Consider the following 14,893-nt stretch of genomic DNA (forward strand, 5'->3'; position numbering starts at 1 on the left):
GCAAACGCAGGAGGCGCACATGAGCGGCAACACCAGCATCGGGCGGGGCCCGGCCCACGGCAGCAACGAGAACCACGACGGCGACCCGACCCACACGACGATGGGCGAGGGCGGCTCGAACGACGAGGCGCCGGCCGGCAGCGACGTCGCCGGGGGGGCCGCGCCGGACATGCCCGCCGGCGTGCCCGGCGGCAAGCCGCGGCCCGGCATCGCCAAGGGGCCGCAGAGCTACCCGGACGGCCCCAACGTCGAGACCAGTCCGTGGGAGCTCGACGCCGCGCGCGGCCAGCTGCCCAAGGACAACTGATCCGCCCGGAGCGGTCGGTCCTGCAGGATCGCTCCTACACGCGCGGCACGCCGGCCGCGCGCAGAATGGCCGCTCCCATGGCTCGACCACCAGGAGACTGCCCATGACCCCTCGTTCCATCCTGCTGCACGCCGCCGTCGGCGCGGCCGTGCTCGCGGCCCTCGGTGCATGCAGTTCCGCGCCTTCGTCCTCGTCCTCGTCGTCCGCGGGCGGATCGCCGCCCGGATATGCGTCCGGAGCGTCGACGTCCATGACGGCATCGGCCGCCTCCACGACGGCGCCCTCGCGGGCCGAGACCTACGAGGCGACGCTCAGTGGGACGCAGGAGGTGCCGCCGGTGCCGGGCGCGGGCACCGGGATGGCCGAAGTCCAGGTCGACCCCTCGACGTACAAGGTGCGCTGGAAGGTCACGCACAGCGGGCTGTCCGGGCCGGCGACGGCGGGCCACATCCACGGCCCGGCGGCGGCCGGCGCGAACGCGGGCGTGGTGGTGCCGTTCACCGGCAACCTGAACACGCAGCCGGCCACCGGCGAAGGCACGCTCACGCCGGCCCAGTACGCCGACCTGGCGGCCGGGCTGTACTACGTGAACATCCACACGGCCAAGGCCCCGGGCGGCGAGATCCGCGGCCAGCTGAAGAAGCGGATGTAACAGTCGCTGCGCGGCCGGGCCGCGCAGTGACCTTCCGGGGGAGCGGTCATCGCCGTTCGGGGACAATAGAGGGTTGCCCATGAACGCCCCCGTCGACGTCTCCCTCTTCGCCCGCGCCGCCAAGCCGATCACCAGCTACCGGCGGTACTGGGCCGCCCGCTTCGGCACCGCGCCCTTCCTCCCCATGAGCCGGGAGGAGATGGACAAGCTCGGCTGGGACAGCTGCGACATCATCGTCGTCACCGGCGACGCCTACGTCGACCACCCGAGCTTCGGCATGGCCGTGATCGGCCGCGTGCTCGAGGCGCAGGGCTTCCGGGTCGGCATCATCGCCCAGCCGGACTGGCAGAGCGCCGAGCCGTTCAAGGCGCTGGGCAAGCCCAACCTGTTCTTCGGCGTCACGGCCGGCAACATGGACTCGATGATCAACCGGTACACCGCCGACCGGAAGATCCGCAGCGACGACGCCTACACGCCCGGCGACGTGGGCGGCAAGCGCCCGGACCGCGCGGCGCTGGTGTACTCGCAGCGCTGCCGCGAGGCCTGGAACGACGTGCCCATCGTGCTGGGCGGCATCGAGGGCAGCCTGCGCCGGATCGCGCACTACGACTACTGGTCCGACAAGGTGCGGCGCTCCATCCTGGTGGACGCCAAGGCCGACCTGCTGCTGTACGGCAACGCCGAGCGCGCCATCGTCGAGATCGCGCACCGGCTGGCGGCCAAGGAGCCGGTGGCGGCCATCACCGACGTGCGCGGCACGGCGTTCATCCGCCGCGAGACTCCCGAGGGCTGGATGCAGGTCGATTCGACCGAGGTCGACCAGCCCGGCCGCGTGGAGGACCACGTCAATCCCTACCTCACCACCGGCGACCAGGCCAAGGCCCAGGGCGAGACCTGCGCCAAGGAGGACGGATCGGGCGCGCCTGACGTGAACCCGGCGATCCAGCCGCTCACCTTCGTGGCCAACCCGCGCGTCAAGCTCCAGCGCGACCGCACCGTGATCCGCCTGCCCTCGTACGAGCAGGTCAAGTCCGACCCCGTGCTGTACGCGCATGCCAACCGCGTGCTGCACCTGGAGACCAACCCGGGCAATGCGCGCGCGCTGGTGCAGGCGCACGGCGACCGCGACGTGTGGATCAACCCGCCGCCGATCCCGCTCACCACGGCGGAGATGGACCACGTGTTCGACCTGCCGTACGCGCGCAGCCCGCACCCCGCGTACGCCGACGAGAACGGCGCGCACGACGGCGCGACCAAGATCCCGGCCTGGGAGATGATCCGCTTCAGCGTGAACATCATGCGCGGCTGCTTCGGCGGCTGCACCTTCTGCTCGATCACCGAGCACGAGGGGCGCATCATCCAGAGCCGCAGCGAGGACTCGGTGATCCGCGAGATCGAGGACATCCGCGACAAGGTGGCCGGCTTCACCGGCGTCATCTCCGACCTGGGCGGCCCCACGGCCAACATGTACCGCCTGGGCTGCCGCTCGCCCGAGATCGAGGCCGCCTGCCGCAAGCCCAGCTGCGTCTTTCCCGGCATCTGCCAGAACCTCACCACCGACCACCGGCACCTGGTCGCGATGTACCGGCGCGCGCGCGCGCTCAAGGGCGTGAAGAAGATCCTGATCGGCTCGGGGCTGCGCTACGACCTGGCGGTGCAGTCGCCCGAGTACGTCAAGGAGCTGGTGCAGCACCACGTGGGCGGCTACCTGAAGATCGCGCCCGAGCACACCGAGTCCGGCCCGCTGTCCAAGATGATGAAGCCGGGCATCGGCGCCTACGAGCGCTTCCGGCAGATGTTCGAGAAGTTCTCGGCCGAGGCGGGCAAGAAGCAGTACCTGATCCCGTACTTCATCGCGGCGCACCCCGGCACCAGCGACGAGGACATGATGAACCTGGCCCTCTGGCTCAAGCGCAACGGCTTCCGCGCCGACCAGGTCCAGACCTTCTACCCCAGCCCCATGGCCACCGCGACCGCGATGTACCACTCGGGCCGCAACACGCTGCGCAAGGTGCGCCGTGCGCAGGCGGCCGAGGACACGGTCGACATCGTGCGCGGCGAGAAGCGCCGGCGCCTGCACAAGGCTTTCCTGCGCTACCACGACCCGAACAACTGGCCGCTGCTGCGCGAGGCGCTCAAGACCATGGGCCGCTCCGACCTGATCGGCAACGGCAAGCACCACCTGGTGCCCACCTTCCAGCCGGCCACCGACGGCAGCTACACCAGCGCCCGCCGCAAGAACTCCACGCCCGGCGGCCAGCCGGCGCGCGGCAAGCTGCTGACGCAGCACACCGGCCTGCCGCCGCGCGTGACGGGCGGCAAGCCCGCGCCGCGCAAGCCGCGCTGACCCGTCCGGGTGTCGCTCGCGCGCTTCGGCGCGCCTGCCCCGACGCGCTGAACGGCACCCTGCGGCTGGCGTACCAGGCGGCCACCGCCTCGATCTCCTGCGGCGTCATCTGGCGCGCCGCGTTGCGCTCCGGCGAGGCCGGCTCAGCCGTCCAGCGTGTGCAGCGGGATGTCGCGCTCGCGCGCCAGTGCGTCGAGCTCGGCGCGCGTGCGGGCCGCGAGGAAGCGCGCGACTGCCTCGTGCGTCGCGGGCGAGAACATCGTGCGCAGGTCGCCCGCCGGCAGTCCGGCGGCCTCGCACAGCGCCGCCGCGAAATGCGGCTCCAGCGCCGCCACGGCCACGCGCCCGTCCTTGCACGGATAGACCCGGTAACCTGCGTGCGCGCCGCCCACGGCGCCCTGCGGCCGGGTGAGGCCCCAGCGGCGCGGCAGGGCCAAGTAGGCAGCGGCGTCGGAGAGGGCGACCTCGAGGTAGCGCCCGGGCGGATGCACGTCGCCCGAGCCGGTGTAGCGCTCGGCCTGCAGCAGGGCCGCCTGCACCACGGCCTCGCTCGCCATCAGCGAGCCGGCCATGTCGGCGAACAGCGTCGCCGGCAGGTCGGTGCCGGTGACGAGCCCGTGTCCGGCGAGGTAGGTGAGGTCGTGCCCCGGCACCTCGGCGCCCGGCCCGGGGCCGCCGACGATCGCCACCTGGCAGAGCGAGGGATACCGCGTGTGCAGCTCGGGCCAGCCCAGGCCGAGCTTCTTCAGGGCCGAGGGCCGGAACGAGGTGAGCAGGATGTCGCTGCGGGCGAGTTCCTTGTGCAGCAGCGCCTGGCCATCGGCGGCCTTGAGGTCCGCGGCGAGCACCTGCACGCCCTCGTGCAGTTCGGCGTAGGCGGCGGCGTCGTAATGGCGCATCGGATCGCCCGCCGGCGGCTCGAGCTTGACGCACGTGGCGCCCATGCGCCGGCACCGCATCAGGGCGGCGGGGCCGGGCAGGTTCAGCGCGAGGCTGAGGATGCGGACCTGGGCGAGGGGGCGGGGGGCGGCGGCCATGGCGCGAGGCTAGCAGAGCCGCGCGGGCCGCCCGCCACGCTCACAGCGGCAGGCCGACGTAGTTCTCCGCCAGCGCGGTGGAGGCGGCGCGCGAGTGCACCAGGTAGTCGAGTTCCGCGTCCTGCAGCCGCTGGTCGAACGCGCCGGCGTCGGGGAAGCGGTGCATCAGGGTGGTGAGCCACCACGAGAAGCGCTCGGCCTTCCACACGCGCTTCAAGGCGCGCGCGGAGTAGTGGTCGATGCCGGCGGCGCTGCGCTCGCGGTAGTGCTCGACGAGGGCCGAGGACAGGTACTTCACGTCGCTGGCGGCCAGGTTCAGGCCCTTGGCGCCGGTGGGCGGTACGATGTGCGCCGCGTCGCCGGCCAGGAACAGGCGGCCGAAGCGCATCGGCTCGGCCACGAAGCTGCGCAGCGGGGCGATGCTCTTCTCGATCGACGGGCCGGTGACGATGCGCTCGGCCAGGTGCGGATCGACCCGGCGGCGCAGCTCGTCCCAGAAGCGCTGGTCGCTCCAATCCTCGACCTTGTCGTCCAGCGGGCACTGCACGTAGTAGCGGCTGCGTGCCAGGCTGCGCATCGAGCACAGCGAGAAGCCGCGCTCGCTGTTGCCGTACACGATGGCATGCGGCGACACCGGCGGCACGTCGGCGAGCACGCCGAGCCAGCCGAACGGGTAGACCTTCTCGTACTCTGTCACGTGGTCGCGCACGCTGGCGCGCGAGACGCCGTGGAAGCCGTCGCAGCCGGCGATGAAGTCGCACTGCAGCTCGTGCGCCTGGCCGCCGTGCCGGTAGCGCACGACCGGCCGCTCGGTGTCGTAGCCGTGCAGGCTGACGTCGGCGGCTTCGTAGACGGTGGGCAGGCCCGCCTGCTGGCGCGCCTCCATCAGGTCGCGTGTGAGCTCGGTCTGGCCGTACGCCGTCACGACCTTGCCGCCCGTCAGGCCGGTGACGTCGATCGGGTGGCGCTCGCCCCGGAACACCAGCTCGATCGCGTGGTGGACGATGCCCTCGTGGTGCAGCCGCGCGCCGACGCCGGCCTCGTCCATCAGGTCCACCGTGACCTGCTCCAGGATGCCGGCGCGGATGCGCCCCAGCACGTAGTCGCCGGTCTGGCGTTCCAGGATCACGTTGTCGATGCCGGCCTTGTGCAGCAGCTGGCCGAGCAGGAGGCCGGAGGGGCCGGCGCCGATGATGGCGACCTGGGTGCGCATGGGTTGGTTCCTCGTGGATTCGTGCCGCCCCAGCATAGGCGCGCGGGCCCGGCGCGGTGCTGCCGGGGTCGAACGGGTGTGCGATCATTGCGCGCGTTGCGCGATGATCGCGCAGCGCTTCCCACCACCACCATGATCGCCCGCGCCGACTTCATCGAGGGCATGGCCAAGGGCCTGGCCGTGCTGGAGAGCTTCGACACCGAGCGCCAGCGCCTGAACGCGACGCTGGCCGCGCAGCGGGCCGGCATCACGCGGGCCGCGGCGCGGCGCCACCTCCTGACCCTGGCGCACCTAGGTTACCTGGAGAGCGACGGCAGCTGGTTCTGGCTGGCGCCCAAGGTGCTGCGCTTTTCCGGCAGCTACCTCGCGTCCTCGCGCCTGCCGCGGGCGGTGCAGCCCACGCTCGACCGCCTGGCTGCCCACACCGGCGAGGCGTTCTCGGTCGTGGTGCTGGACGCCGACCAGGTGGTGATCGTCGCCCGCAGCGGACCGACGCGGCTGCTGGCCTACGGGCTGCACCTGGGTGCGCGCCTACCCGCGCACGCCACCTCGACCGGCCGCGTGCTGCTGGCGGCCAAGCCCAAGGCCGAGTTCACGGCTTGGCTCAAGGGTCGCGAGCTGCCGCGCCTGACCGCGCACACGGCCACCGAACCGAAGGCCCTGCGCGCGATCGTCGAGCAGGCGCGCGAGCAGGACTGGTGCGTGGCCAGCGAGGAGCACGAACTCGGCGTGCATGCGCTGGCCGTGCCGCTGCGGAACATGGAGGGGCGGGTGGTCGCGGCCCTGAACGTCGTCACCCGCGCGGAACGGCTGCGGTCGCCGCAGCTCGAGCGCGACTTGCTGCCGCTGCTGCAGGAAGCGGCGCGGCAGGCCCGGCCGCTGCTCTGACGCGTCGATCCGCAGCCCCTGCGTAGGTGGCGGCGGCGTCCCGGGTGTCCGGTGAATCAGGCTCAGTCAACCGGGCTGTGCGGGCCGGGCCCTACGGAGCGGGGTCTGCGGGCCGGGCGGGCTCAATGGACCGGGCTCGCGGGACCGGGCCTCGCGCCCAGTGGCCCGGGCCCAGGCCGAGGTGCACCCTGTTGCGCGAATGTCCCCCGCTTGCCGGCGCGCCGGCGCGCTCCTCCTTGATTTCGCCCAACAGGGCGCCCCTCGACCTGAACCCTGCGGCGGTGCGCGCTGACGCCTCGTCGGCGGCCTGCTGGATGCGCGCGGGAATGACGAGCCTTGGCTGGCCTGCTGGCTCCTTGGCTCCCCGCTGGCGGCCCGCTGGCGGCCCGCAGCGGCCAAGCCGCAGGGCTTGGGACGAGGTGGACTCCGTGGCGCGAAATCAAGGAGGAGCGAGCGGCGCCAGCCGCGGTGGGGGACATTCGCGCCACGGAGTCCGCCTCGGCCCGAGCCCGGCCAGCAACGCACGCTCCATGCACGAGGCACAACGCACGCCCCACAACGCACGCCCCACAACGCACGCCCCACAACGCACGAGGCACGAGGCACGAACCCACAAGGAGCACCTCTCTTTATGCGGCCCCCACATAAGCAAACACCAAGAATGTCGTTGGGTTTTCATAACCCGATCCCCACAATTCCAGCTCTCGTTATTCCAGGCTGCCAGGGGTAGGCAGCCTCAAGACACAACCATGAGCACCAAAGCCAAGACTCTCCTCGCCGCCGCGTTGCTGGCCGCCAGCACGTTTGCCGCCGCCCAGACCCAGACGCTGCTGAACGTCTCGTACGACGTGGCGCGTGAGTTCTACAAGGACATCAACGCCGCCTTCGTCCCGTACTACAAGAAGACCACGGGCAAGGACGTGAAGATCGAGCAGTCGCATGCCGGCTCCAGCGCGCAGGCGCGCGCGGTGGCCGACGGCCTGGATGCGGACGTGGTGACGATGAACACCACCACCGACATCGAGTTCCTGGCCGACAAGGGCGTGGTGGCCAAGGACTGGGCCAAGCGCTTCCCCGACAATGCCGCGCCCACCACGTCCACCATGCTGTTCCTGGTGCGAGAAGGCAATCCGAAGGGCATCAAGGACTGGGACGACCTGGTCAAGCCCGGCGTGCAGGTCATCGTGGTCAACCCCAAGACCGGCGGCAACGGCCGCTACACGTACCTGGCGGCCTGGGGCTACGTGAAGAAGAAGGGCGGCACCGACGACCAGGCGCGCGAGTTCCTGTCCAAGCTGTACAAGAACGTGCCCGTGCTGGCGCGCGGTGGCCGCGATGCCACGACCGCCTTCCTGCAGCGCAACACCGGTGACGTGCTGATCACGTTCGAGTCCGAGGTCGAGTCGGTCAACAAGGAGTTCGGCTCGGGCAAGGTGGACGTGGTCTATCCGTCCATCAGCATCGTGGCGGAGAACCCGGTCGCGGTGGTCGAGCGCACCGTGGCCAAGAAGGGCACGGGCGAGCTGGCCAAGGCCTACCTGAACTTCCTGTACTCCGACGAGGGGCAGGAGATCGCGGCCAAGCATTCGATCCGCCCGCGCAACGCCAAGATCGTCGCCAAGTACGAGAAGACGTTCCGCCCGATCAAGCTGTTCACGGTACAGGAGCTGTTCGGCTCGCTGGGCGAGGCGCAGAAGGTGCACTTCAACGACGGCGGCCAGTTCGACAAGATCTACACGGTCAAGTAACCCCATGTCCGCTCCTGCCGCGACCCTCGCGGCGCCGATCCCCGCGGCGGGCGCGCCCAGCCGCGGCGGCAGCAGAAAGGTCCTTCCCGGATTCGGCCTCACGCTCGGGTACACGCTGACGTACCTGGGCCTGATCGTGCTCATCCCGCTGTCGGCGCTCGTCCTCAAGACCTTCACGCTCGACTGGGGCCAGTTCGTCGCCGCGGTCACATCGCCGCGCGTGATGGCGTCCTACCGCCTCACGTTCGGCGCATCGTTCCTGGCGGCCGTGTTCAACGTCGTCTTCGGCCTGCTGGTGGCCTGGGTGCTGGTGCGCTACAGCTTTCCCGGCAAGAAGCTGGTGGACGCGCTGGTGGACCTGCCGTTCGCGCTGCCGACCGCCGTGGCCGGCATCGCGCTCACCGCGCTGCTCGCGGGCAACGGCTGGATCGGCCAGTACCTCGAGCCGCTGGGGATCAAGCTGGCGTTCAACCCGAACGGCGTGGTGGTGGCCCTCATCTTCATCGGCTTGCCGTTCGTGGTGCGCACGGTGCAGCCCGTGCTGGAGGACACCGAGCGCGAGCTGGAGGAGGCCGCCATGTGCCTGGGTGCCACCCGCTGGCAGACGTTCAGCCGCGTCATCCTGCCCTCGATCCTGCCGGCGCTGCTGACCGGCTTCGCGATGGCGTTCGCGCGCGCCGTGGGCGAGTACGGCTCGGTGATCTTCATCGCCGGCAACATGCCCATGGTCTCGGAGATCACGCCGCTGATCATCATCGGCAAGCTGGAGCAGTACGACTACGCCGGCGCCACCGCGGTGGCCACGGTGATGCTGGTGCTCTCGTTCGTCCTGCTGCTGGTCATCAACGCCCTGCAGGCGTGGCAACGCAGGCAGCAGGGGGGCGCATGAGCGGCGGCAATCTCGGCACGCGCCGCGTGACCACCACCGAGGCGCCCTGGGTGCGCTGGACGCTCACCGGCGTCGCGCTGGCGTTCCTGTTCCTGTTCCTGGTGCTGCCGCTCGCGGCCGTGTTCACCGAGGCGCTGCGCAAGGGGCTGGACGCCTACCTGGACGGCCTGCGCGAGCCCGATGCCTGGTCGGCGATCCGGCTGACGCTGATCACCGCCGCCATCGCGGTGCCTCTGAACCTGGTGTTCGGCGTCGCCGCGGCCTGGTGCATCGCCAAGTACGAATTCCGCGGCAAGGCCTTCCTCACCACGCTGGTGGACCTGCCGTTCTCGGTGTCGCCGGTGGTCTCGGGCCTGGTGTACGTGCTGGTGTTCGGCGCGCAGGGCTGGCTGGGCCCGTGGCTGGCGGCGCACGACATCAAGATCATCTTCGCCGTGCCGGGCATCGTGCTGGCGACGGTGTTCGTCACCTTCCCCTTCGTCGCCCGCGAGCTGATCCCGCTGATGCAGGCCCAGGGCAACGACGAGGAGCAGGCCGCCATCGTGCTGGGCGCCAGCGGCTGGCAGACCTTCTGGCACGTGACGCTGCCCAACATCAAGTGGGGCCTGATCTACGGCGTGATCCTGTGCAACGCGCGCGCCATGGGCGAGTTCGGCGCGGTGTCGGTCGTCTCCGGCCACATCCGCGGCCAGACCAACACCATGCCGCTGCACGTGGAGATCCTCTACAACGAATACCAGTCGGTGGCCGCGTTCGCCGTCGCCTCGCTGCTGGCCCTGCTGGCGCTGGTGACCCTGGTGATCAAGACCGTGGCCGAGTGGCAGCACGAGCGCGCGATGCAGGCGACGGCCGACCTGCCGCCCGAGCGGCCGGCGGTGGTTTGAATGGATCTTTCCCTCCCCCGGCGGGGGAGGGAGAAAGGCAAGAGATGAGCATCGACATCCGCAACGTCAGCAAGCAGTTCGGCGACTTCCACGCCCTGCGCGACGTCTCGCTCGACATCGGCTCGGGCGAGCTGGTCGCGCTGCTGGGCCCCTCGGGCTGCGGCAAGACCACGCTGCTGCGCATCATCGCCGGGCTGGAGACGGCCGATGCCGGCAGCATCCTGTTCGCCGGCGAGGACACCACCGACGTGCACGTGCGCGAGCGCGGCGTCGGCTTCGTGTTCCAGCATTACGCGCTGTTCCGCCACATGACGGTATTCGAGAACGTCGCTTTCGGCCTGCGCGTCAAGCCGCGCGGCCAGCGGCCCAGCGATGCACAGATCAAGGCCAAGGTGCACGAGCTGCTCGGGCTGGTGCAGCTGGACTGGCTGGCCGACCGCTTCCCGTCCCAGCTGTCGGGCGGCCAGCGCCAGCGCATCGCCCTGGCGCGCGCGCTGGCCGTGGAGCCCAAGGTGCTGCTGCTGGACGAGCCGTTCGGCGCGCTGGACGCCAAGGTGCGCAAGGAGCTGCGCCGCTGGCTGCGCCGCCTGCACGACGAGCTGCACGTGACCAGCATCTTCGTCACCCACGACCAGGAGGAGGCCCTCGAGGTCGCCGACCGCGTGGTGCTGATGAACGCCGGGCGCATCGAGCAGGTCGGCTCGCCCCAGGAGGTGTGGGACCACCCGGCCAGCCAGTTCGTCTACGGCTTCCTGGGCGACGTGAACATGTTCCACGGCCGCGCCCACCAGGGCGAGGTGCACCTGGAGGGCCTGCAACTCGCCTCGCCCGAGCATGCCGACGCCCAGAATGCCAAGGCGTTCGCGTACGTGCGCCCGCACGACCTGGACGTGCGGCGCTACTCCCCCGGCGCGCAGGGCATCGTCGTGCAGCTGAGCCGCGCGATCGTGGTCGGCCCCATCGCCCGGCTGGAACTTCTGCCTGCCGAAAGCACCCAACCGGCCAACCCCAGCAGTCCGGACCCGGTGATCGAAGCCCAGATTCCTGCGCAACAATTCAGGGACCTGGGGTTCCGGGAGGGCGAGACGCTGGTGGTGACGCCGCGGCGAGCCCGCGTGTTCGTGGAAGGGGCGGCCTGAGACCGGGCCGCCCGGGATCGGGAGAAGACGTGTTCGATTGGCTATTCGCGGCGCCGCGCCGCACCCTGGCCCTGGTGTTCGCCGCCTGCGCGGCCGCCATGGCGTTCGCCCTGTACCTGCAGCACGTGGTCGGCCTCGAGCCGTGCCCGATGTGCATCGTGCAGCGTTATGCGGTCATCCTGATCGGGCTCGTGGCCGGCGCCGCCGCGCTGTTCCCCTCGCGCGCCGCCTGGGTCGCCGGCAGCGTCCTGGGCGTGTTCCTGTCCGGCTTCGGCGCGTTCGTTGCCGCCCGCCAGAGCTTCCTGCAGTGGTACCCGCCCGAGACCGTTTCCTGCGGCCGTGACTTCTACGGAATGATCGAGACCTTCCCGCTCAAGCGCGCGGTGCCGATGATCTTCCGCGGCAGCGGCGACTGCAGCAAGGTCGACTGGACCTTCCTGGGCGGCTCGATCGCCAACTGGTCGTTCGTCGCCTTCGTCGTCTTCGCGCTGCTGTTCCTGGGCGTGCTGGCGCGCCAGTGGCGCGGCCCGGCCGGCCGCGTCGCCACCGCCGGCTGACCCTCAGGTCGGCGCCGCCTGCGCGCTGCGCAGCTGCGCCGCCGCCAGGATCTGCCGCACCTCGTCGTCGCTGGTCTGCGGGAACCGGTCGTACCACAGGCTGACCGCCTGGAACGGCTCGGGCGTCTCGACGCACACCACCTCGTCCGCCAGGTCTTCCAGCTCGCCGCAACTCGACGCGGCGCCCACCGGGATCGCGACGCACAGCCCGGCCGGATGCTGCATCGCCACCGCCCGCGCCGCCGCCTGCATGGTGGCCCCGGTCGCCAGGCCGTCGTCCACCAGGATCACGTTGCGGTCGTGCAGCGCCAGCGGAGGCCGGCTGCCGCGGTACAGCCGCTCGCGGCGCTCCAGCTCCCCCTGTTCGCGCCGGATGGCGTCCTCCAGCATCGCGGCCGGAACGCTGGACGCCTCGGGATGCAGCACGCGCACGCCGCCGCTGGCGATGGCGCCGACGGCGAACTCGGGATGCCACGGCGCGCCGATCTTGCGCACCACCAGCACGTCCAGCGGAGCGCCGAGCGCGCGCGCCACCTCGTCGGCCACCGGCAGCCCGCCCCGGGGCAGGCCCAGCACCAGCAGGCCCGGCCGGTCGCGCCAGCCGGCCAGCCGCTGCGCGAGCACCTGGCCGGCCTCGCGGCGGTCACGGTAGGGCAGGTGGCTCATGCGTGCTCCGCGTGCGTCACCAGGTGGCCGGCGAACCATTCGGCGGCCAGCCGCGCCACCTCCTCCAGCGCGCCCGGTTCCTCGAACAGGTGGGTGGCGCCCGGAATCACGACCAGCCGCCGCGGGGCGCCCAGCTGCTCGAAGGCTTCGGCATTGAGGGCGACCACCTCGGTGTCGTCGGCGCCCACGATCAGCAGCGTCGGGGCGGTGATGGTCTCCAGCAGCGGCGCGCCGACCAGGTCGGGACGGCCGCCGCGCGAGACCACGGCGCCCACGCGCCGGCCCAGGTGGGCGGCCGCGATCAGGGCCGCGGCACTGCCGGTGCTGGCGCCGAAATAGCCCAGCGGCAGCCCGCGCAGGCCGTGCTGGCGGTCGACCCATGCGGTGGCTTCCTCCACCCGGCGGCTGAGCAGCGGGATGTCGAACCGCAGGTGGCGCGTGCGCTGGTCGACGGCGTCCTCTTCGGGCGTGAGCAGGTCCAGCAGCAGGGTGGCGAGCCCGGCGTCCTGCAGGCGCCGCGCCACCGCGCGGTTGCGGCTGCTGCGCCGGCTGCTGCCGCTGCCGTGGGCGAAGACGACGATGCCGTGGGCGCCCGGGGGGAGCGCCAGGTCGGCATCCAGCTGGACCGCGCCGCAGGGGACGCGGACCTCGGTGGGGGTGACGGGTGGGCTGTCCATGATGCCCCCAGCCTACGACGACTGGCGGCAATGTCTAGCGCGGCAGGGCGGGTTCGGAAGGGGGTCCCTTGAGCTCGATCACGTTGCCTTCGGGATCGGCCAGGTAGATCGACGGGCCCTGGCCGTCGGCGCCGTAGCGGCTGGCCGGCTCGCCGGCCTCGATGCCGTGCGCGCGCAGGTGCGCCCGGAGGGCGTCGGCGTCGAAGGGCTCGACGCGCAGGCAGAAGTGCTCGAGGTTGCGGCCTTCGCGGCCCGGGGCGGCGCCCCCGGCGCGGCCCAGCTCGCCGTCGATGGGGATGAGGTCGATCAGCGAGTCGCCCGCGCGCAGCTGCCACAGGCCGATGCGCTCCTGCACCTTCTCCAGCGTGCAGCCGAGCACGTCGCAGTAGAAGCGCTGCATCGCCTCGCGGTCGCGCACCCGCAGCACGATGTGGTCCAGGCGAAGCAGGCGGAACATGGCGGTCTCAGGCGAGCCTCTTGACGAACACCATGCTCTTGCGGTCCCAGTTGTACTTGCGCTTGCGCGCCTCGGGCAGCCAGTCGGGCTCGACCTGCACGAAGCCGCGCTTGAGGAACCAGTGCATGGTGCGGGTGGTGAGAACGAAGATGCTCTCCAGGCCCATGGCGCGCGCGCGCTGCTCGACGCGCTTGAGGATCTTCTCGCCGTCGCCCTGGCCCTGGCTGTGCGGCGACACGGTGAGGGCGGCCATCTCGCCCGTGCGGGCCTCGGGATACGGGTAGAGCGCGGCGCAGGCGAAGATCACCCCGTCGTGCTCGATGATGCTGTAGTTGGCGATGTCGCGCTCGATCTCGGTGCGATCGCGCTTGACCAGCGTGCCGTCCTTCTCGAACGGCTCGATCAGCTGCAGGATGCCGCCCACGTCGTCGGCGGTGGCCTCGCGCAGCTCCTCGAGCTTCTCGTCGATGACCATGGTGCCGATGCCGTCGTGCACGTAGATCTCCAGCAGCAGCGCGCCGTCGGTGGCGAACGGGATGATGTGGCTGCGCTCGACGCCGGCCTTGCAGGCCTTGACGCAGTGCTGCAGGTAGAAGGCGGTGTCGGTGGGCTGCTGCGCCGGGGGCAGGCTGGCCAGCAGCTGCTCGGCGGCGGCCAGCGGCAGCTCGGTGTCGATCGGGTTGTCCTCCGACTCGGGCTGCTGCGGATGGACGCGGATGCCGGGCACCTCGGTCAGGAAGATCAGCTTGTCGGCCTGCAGCGCGCTGGCGACGCTGGTGGCGACTTCCTCCATCGTCAGGTTGAAGGCCTCGCCGGTGGGCGAGAAGCCGAACGGCGAGATCAGCACCATGGCGCCGAAGTCGAGCGAGCGCGAGATGCCGGCCACGTCGACCTTGCGCACCAGGCCCGAATGCTGGAAGTCAACGCCGTCGACGATGCCCACGGGCCGGGCGGTGATGAAGTTGCCCGAGATCACCCGCATCTTGGAGCCGGCCATGGGCGTGTTGGGCAGGCCCATGCTGAAGGCGGCCTCGATCTCGTAGCGCAGCTGGCCCGCGGCCTCCTGCGCGCTGTCCAGCGCCACGCCGTCGGTGATGCGCATGCCGTGCGAGTAGCGGGCGGCATGGCCCTTGGCCTGCAGCTGCTCGTTGACCTGCGGGCGAAAGCCGTGCACCAGCACGATCTTCACGCCCATGCTCTGGATCAGCGCCAGGTCCTGCGCGATGTGCTGCAGCTTGCCGGCGGCGATCGCCTCGCCGGCCATCCCCACCACGAACGTCTTGCCGCGGTGCATGTGGATGTAGGGCGCCACCGAACGGAACCAGGGCACGAAGGTGAAATTGAAGACGGTGGACATGCGTGGGGAGGGGCGGCTGCGTCGGAAAAAGTCGGGGTGCAGTCAGCGGAACAGTGTAAGGTAAAGCCCAGCGCC

Annotated in this window: 15 protein-coding genes; 9 read left to right on the forward strand and 6 right to left on the reverse strand. The window is 71.1% G+C overall.

The genetic code is table 11. The features are described 5' to 3' along the window. Positions 1 to 19 precede the first annotated feature (19 nt). From AC3ANR_RS10890 to AC3ANR_RS10900, 3 genes are all read left to right on the forward strand, one after another. Positions 20 to 307, forward strand: a complete 288-nt coding sequence (locus tag AC3ANR_RS10890; RefSeq protein WP_488288129.1) for a hypothetical protein — start codon at positions 20 to 22, stop codon at positions 305 to 307. A 250-nt stretch (positions 308 to 557) separates the two neighbouring features. Continuing rightward, positions 558 to 959, forward strand: coding sequence for a CHRD domain-containing protein (locus AC3ANR_RS10895; RefSeq protein ID WP_488288130.1), 402 nt, complete (start codon positions 558 to 560; stop codon positions 957 to 959). Between the two features lie 79 nt (positions 960 to 1,038). Further along, a complete protein-coding gene (locus tag AC3ANR_RS10900; RefSeq protein WP_488288131.1) occupies positions 1,039 to 3,306 on the forward strand; it encodes a YgiQ family radical SAM protein in 2,268 nt (755 codons plus the stop codon). Between the two features lie 143 nt (positions 3,307 to 3,449). Here AC3ANR_RS10900 and AC3ANR_RS10905 read toward each other — a convergent pair whose 3' ends face one another. Next, complete coding sequence (locus AC3ANR_RS10905) at positions 3,450 to 4,343, reverse strand: CoA transferase (RefSeq protein ID WP_488288132.1); 894 nt, start codon at positions 4,341 to 4,343, stop codon at positions 3,450 to 3,452. A gap of 40 nt (positions 4,344 to 4,383) precedes the next feature. After that, on the reverse strand, positions 4,384 to 5,556 hold the full coding sequence (gene pobA / locus AC3ANR_RS10910) for a 4-hydroxybenzoate 3-monooxygenase (RefSeq protein WP_488288133.1): 1,173 nt from the start codon (positions 5,554 to 5,556) through the stop codon (positions 4,384 to 4,386). Positions 5,557 to 5,688: 132 nt separating this feature from the next. Here pobA and AC3ANR_RS10915 point away from each other — a divergent pair, with 132 nt between their 5' ends. The 6 genes from AC3ANR_RS10915 to AC3ANR_RS10940 all read left to right on the forward strand — a co-directional run bounded on the left by AC3ANR_RS10915 (position 5,689) and on the right by AC3ANR_RS10940 (position 11,661). Further along, on the forward strand, positions 5,689 to 6,444 hold the full coding sequence (locus AC3ANR_RS10915) for an IclR family transcriptional regulator domain-containing protein (RefSeq protein ID WP_488288134.1): 756 nt from the start codon (positions 5,689 to 5,691) through the stop codon (positions 6,442 to 6,444). 749 nt (positions 6,445 to 7,193) lie between these two features. Continuing rightward, positions 7,194 to 8,192 carry a sulfate ABC transporter substrate-binding protein gene (locus AC3ANR_RS10920; protein ID WP_488288135.1) on the forward strand — a complete coding sequence of 333 codons (999 nt, stop codon included), beginning with the start codon at positions 7,194 to 7,196 and terminating at the stop codon, positions 8,190 to 8,192. A 4-nt stretch (positions 8,193 to 8,196) separates the two neighbouring features. After that, positions 8,197 to 9,081, forward strand: a complete 885-nt coding sequence (gene cysT, locus AC3ANR_RS10925; protein ID WP_488288136.1) for a sulfate ABC transporter permease subunit CysT — start codon at positions 8,197 to 8,199, stop codon at positions 9,079 to 9,081. Then, positions 9,078 to 9,965, forward strand: a complete 888-nt coding sequence (gene cysW, locus AC3ANR_RS10930) for a sulfate ABC transporter permease subunit CysW (protein ID WP_488288137.1) — start codon at positions 9,078 to 9,080, stop codon at positions 9,963 to 9,965. The genes cysT and cysW overlap by 4 nt, the downstream gene beginning before the upstream one ends. Positions 9,966 to 10,009: 44 nt before the next feature. Continuing rightward, the gene (locus AC3ANR_RS10935) at positions 10,010 to 11,104 is read left to right on the forward strand and encodes a sulfate/molybdate ABC transporter ATP-binding protein (RefSeq protein WP_488288138.1); all 1,095 of its coding nucleotides are present in this window, start codon (positions 10,010 to 10,012) and stop codon (positions 11,102 to 11,104) included. Between the two features lie 29 nt (positions 11,105 to 11,133). Continuing rightward, positions 11,134 to 11,661, forward strand: a complete 528-nt coding sequence (locus AC3ANR_RS10940) for a disulfide bond formation protein B (RefSeq protein WP_488288139.1) — start codon at positions 11,134 to 11,136, stop codon at positions 11,659 to 11,661. Positions 11,662 to 11,664: 3 nt separating this feature from the next. Here the strand turns inward: AC3ANR_RS10940 and AC3ANR_RS10945 are convergent, their stop codons facing one another. Genes AC3ANR_RS10945 through argA form a run of 4 tightly spaced genes read right to left on the reverse strand, consistent with a single transcriptional unit; the run spans position 11,665 to position 14,818 of the window. Further along, on the reverse strand, positions 11,665 to 12,327 hold the full coding sequence (locus AC3ANR_RS10945) for a phosphoribosyltransferase (protein ID WP_488288140.1): 663 nt from the start codon (positions 12,325 to 12,327) through the stop codon (positions 11,665 to 11,667). Further along, positions 12,324 to 13,004 carry a dienelactone hydrolase family protein gene (locus AC3ANR_RS10950; RefSeq protein ID WP_488288141.1) on the reverse strand — a complete coding sequence of 227 codons (681 nt, stop codon included), beginning with the start codon at positions 13,002 to 13,004 and terminating at the stop codon, positions 12,324 to 12,326. Before AC3ANR_RS10950 ends, AC3ANR_RS10945 begins: the two co-directional genes overlap by 4 nt. A gap of 34 nt (positions 13,005 to 13,038) precedes the next feature. Next, positions 13,039 to 13,461 carry a VOC family protein gene (locus AC3ANR_RS10955; RefSeq protein WP_488288142.1) on the reverse strand — a complete coding sequence of 141 codons (423 nt, stop codon included), beginning with the start codon at positions 13,459 to 13,461 and terminating at the stop codon, positions 13,039 to 13,041. Between the two features lie 7 nt (positions 13,462 to 13,468). Next, complete coding sequence (gene argA, locus AC3ANR_RS10960) at positions 13,469 to 14,818, reverse strand: amino-acid N-acetyltransferase (protein ID WP_488288143.1); 1,350 nt, start codon at positions 14,816 to 14,818, stop codon at positions 13,469 to 13,471. Between the last annotated feature and the right edge of the window lie 75 nt (positions 14,819 to 14,893).

The sequence above is a fragment of the Ramlibacter sp. JJN2-2R genome, from assembly GCF_057747835.1.

Excerpts from the sequence above, each read along its gene's own strand:
- AC3ANR_RS10890 (WP_488288129.1), top strand. The coding sequence starts at position 20 with ATGAGCGGCAACACCAGCATCGGGCGGGGCCCGGCCCACGGCAGCAAC.
- AC3ANR_RS10895 (WP_488288130.1), top strand. The coding sequence starts at position 558 with ATGACGGCATCGGCCGCCTCCACGACGGCGCCCTCGCGGGCCGAGACC.
- AC3ANR_RS10900 (WP_488288131.1), top strand. The coding sequence starts at position 1,039 with ATGAACGCCCCCGTCGACGTCTCCCTCTTCGCCCGCGCCGCCAAGCCG.
- AC3ANR_RS10905 (WP_488288132.1), bottom strand. The coding sequence starts at position 4,343 with ATGGCCGCCGCCCCCCGCCCCCTCGCCCAGGTCCGCATCCTCAGCCTC.
- pobA (WP_488288133.1), bottom strand. The coding sequence starts at position 5,556 with ATGCGCACCCAGGTCGCCATCATCGGCGCCGGCCCCTCCGGCCTCCTG.
- AC3ANR_RS10915 (WP_488288134.1), top strand. The coding sequence starts at position 5,689 with ATGATCGCCCGCGCCGACTTCATCGAGGGCATGGCCAAGGGCCTGGCC.
- AC3ANR_RS10920 (WP_488288135.1), top strand. The coding sequence starts at position 7,194 with ATGAGCACCAAAGCCAAGACTCTCCTCGCCGCCGCGTTGCTGGCCGCC.
- cysT (WP_488288136.1), top strand. The coding sequence starts at position 8,197 with ATGTCCGCTCCTGCCGCGACCCTCGCGGCGCCGATCCCCGCGGCGGGC.
- cysW (WP_488288137.1), top strand. The coding sequence starts at position 9,078 with ATGAGCGGCGGCAATCTCGGCACGCGCCGCGTGACCACCACCGAGGCG.
- AC3ANR_RS10935 (WP_488288138.1), top strand. The coding sequence starts at position 10,010 with ATGAGCATCGACATCCGCAACGTCAGCAAGCAGTTCGGCGACTTCCAC.
- AC3ANR_RS10945 (WP_488288140.1), bottom strand. The coding sequence starts at position 12,327 with ATGAGCCACCTGCCCTACCGTGACCGCCGCGAGGCCGGCCAGGTGCTC.
- AC3ANR_RS10950 (WP_488288141.1), bottom strand. The coding sequence starts at position 13,004 with ATGGACAGCCCACCCGTCACCCCCACCGAGGTCCGCGTCCCCTGCGGC.
- AC3ANR_RS10955 (WP_488288142.1), bottom strand. The coding sequence starts at position 13,461 with ATGTTCCGCCTGCTTCGCCTGGACCACATCGTGCTGCGGGTGCGCGAC.
- argA (WP_488288143.1), bottom strand. The coding sequence starts at position 14,818 with ATGTCCACCGTCTTCAATTTCACCTTCGTGCCCTGGTTCCGTTCGGTG.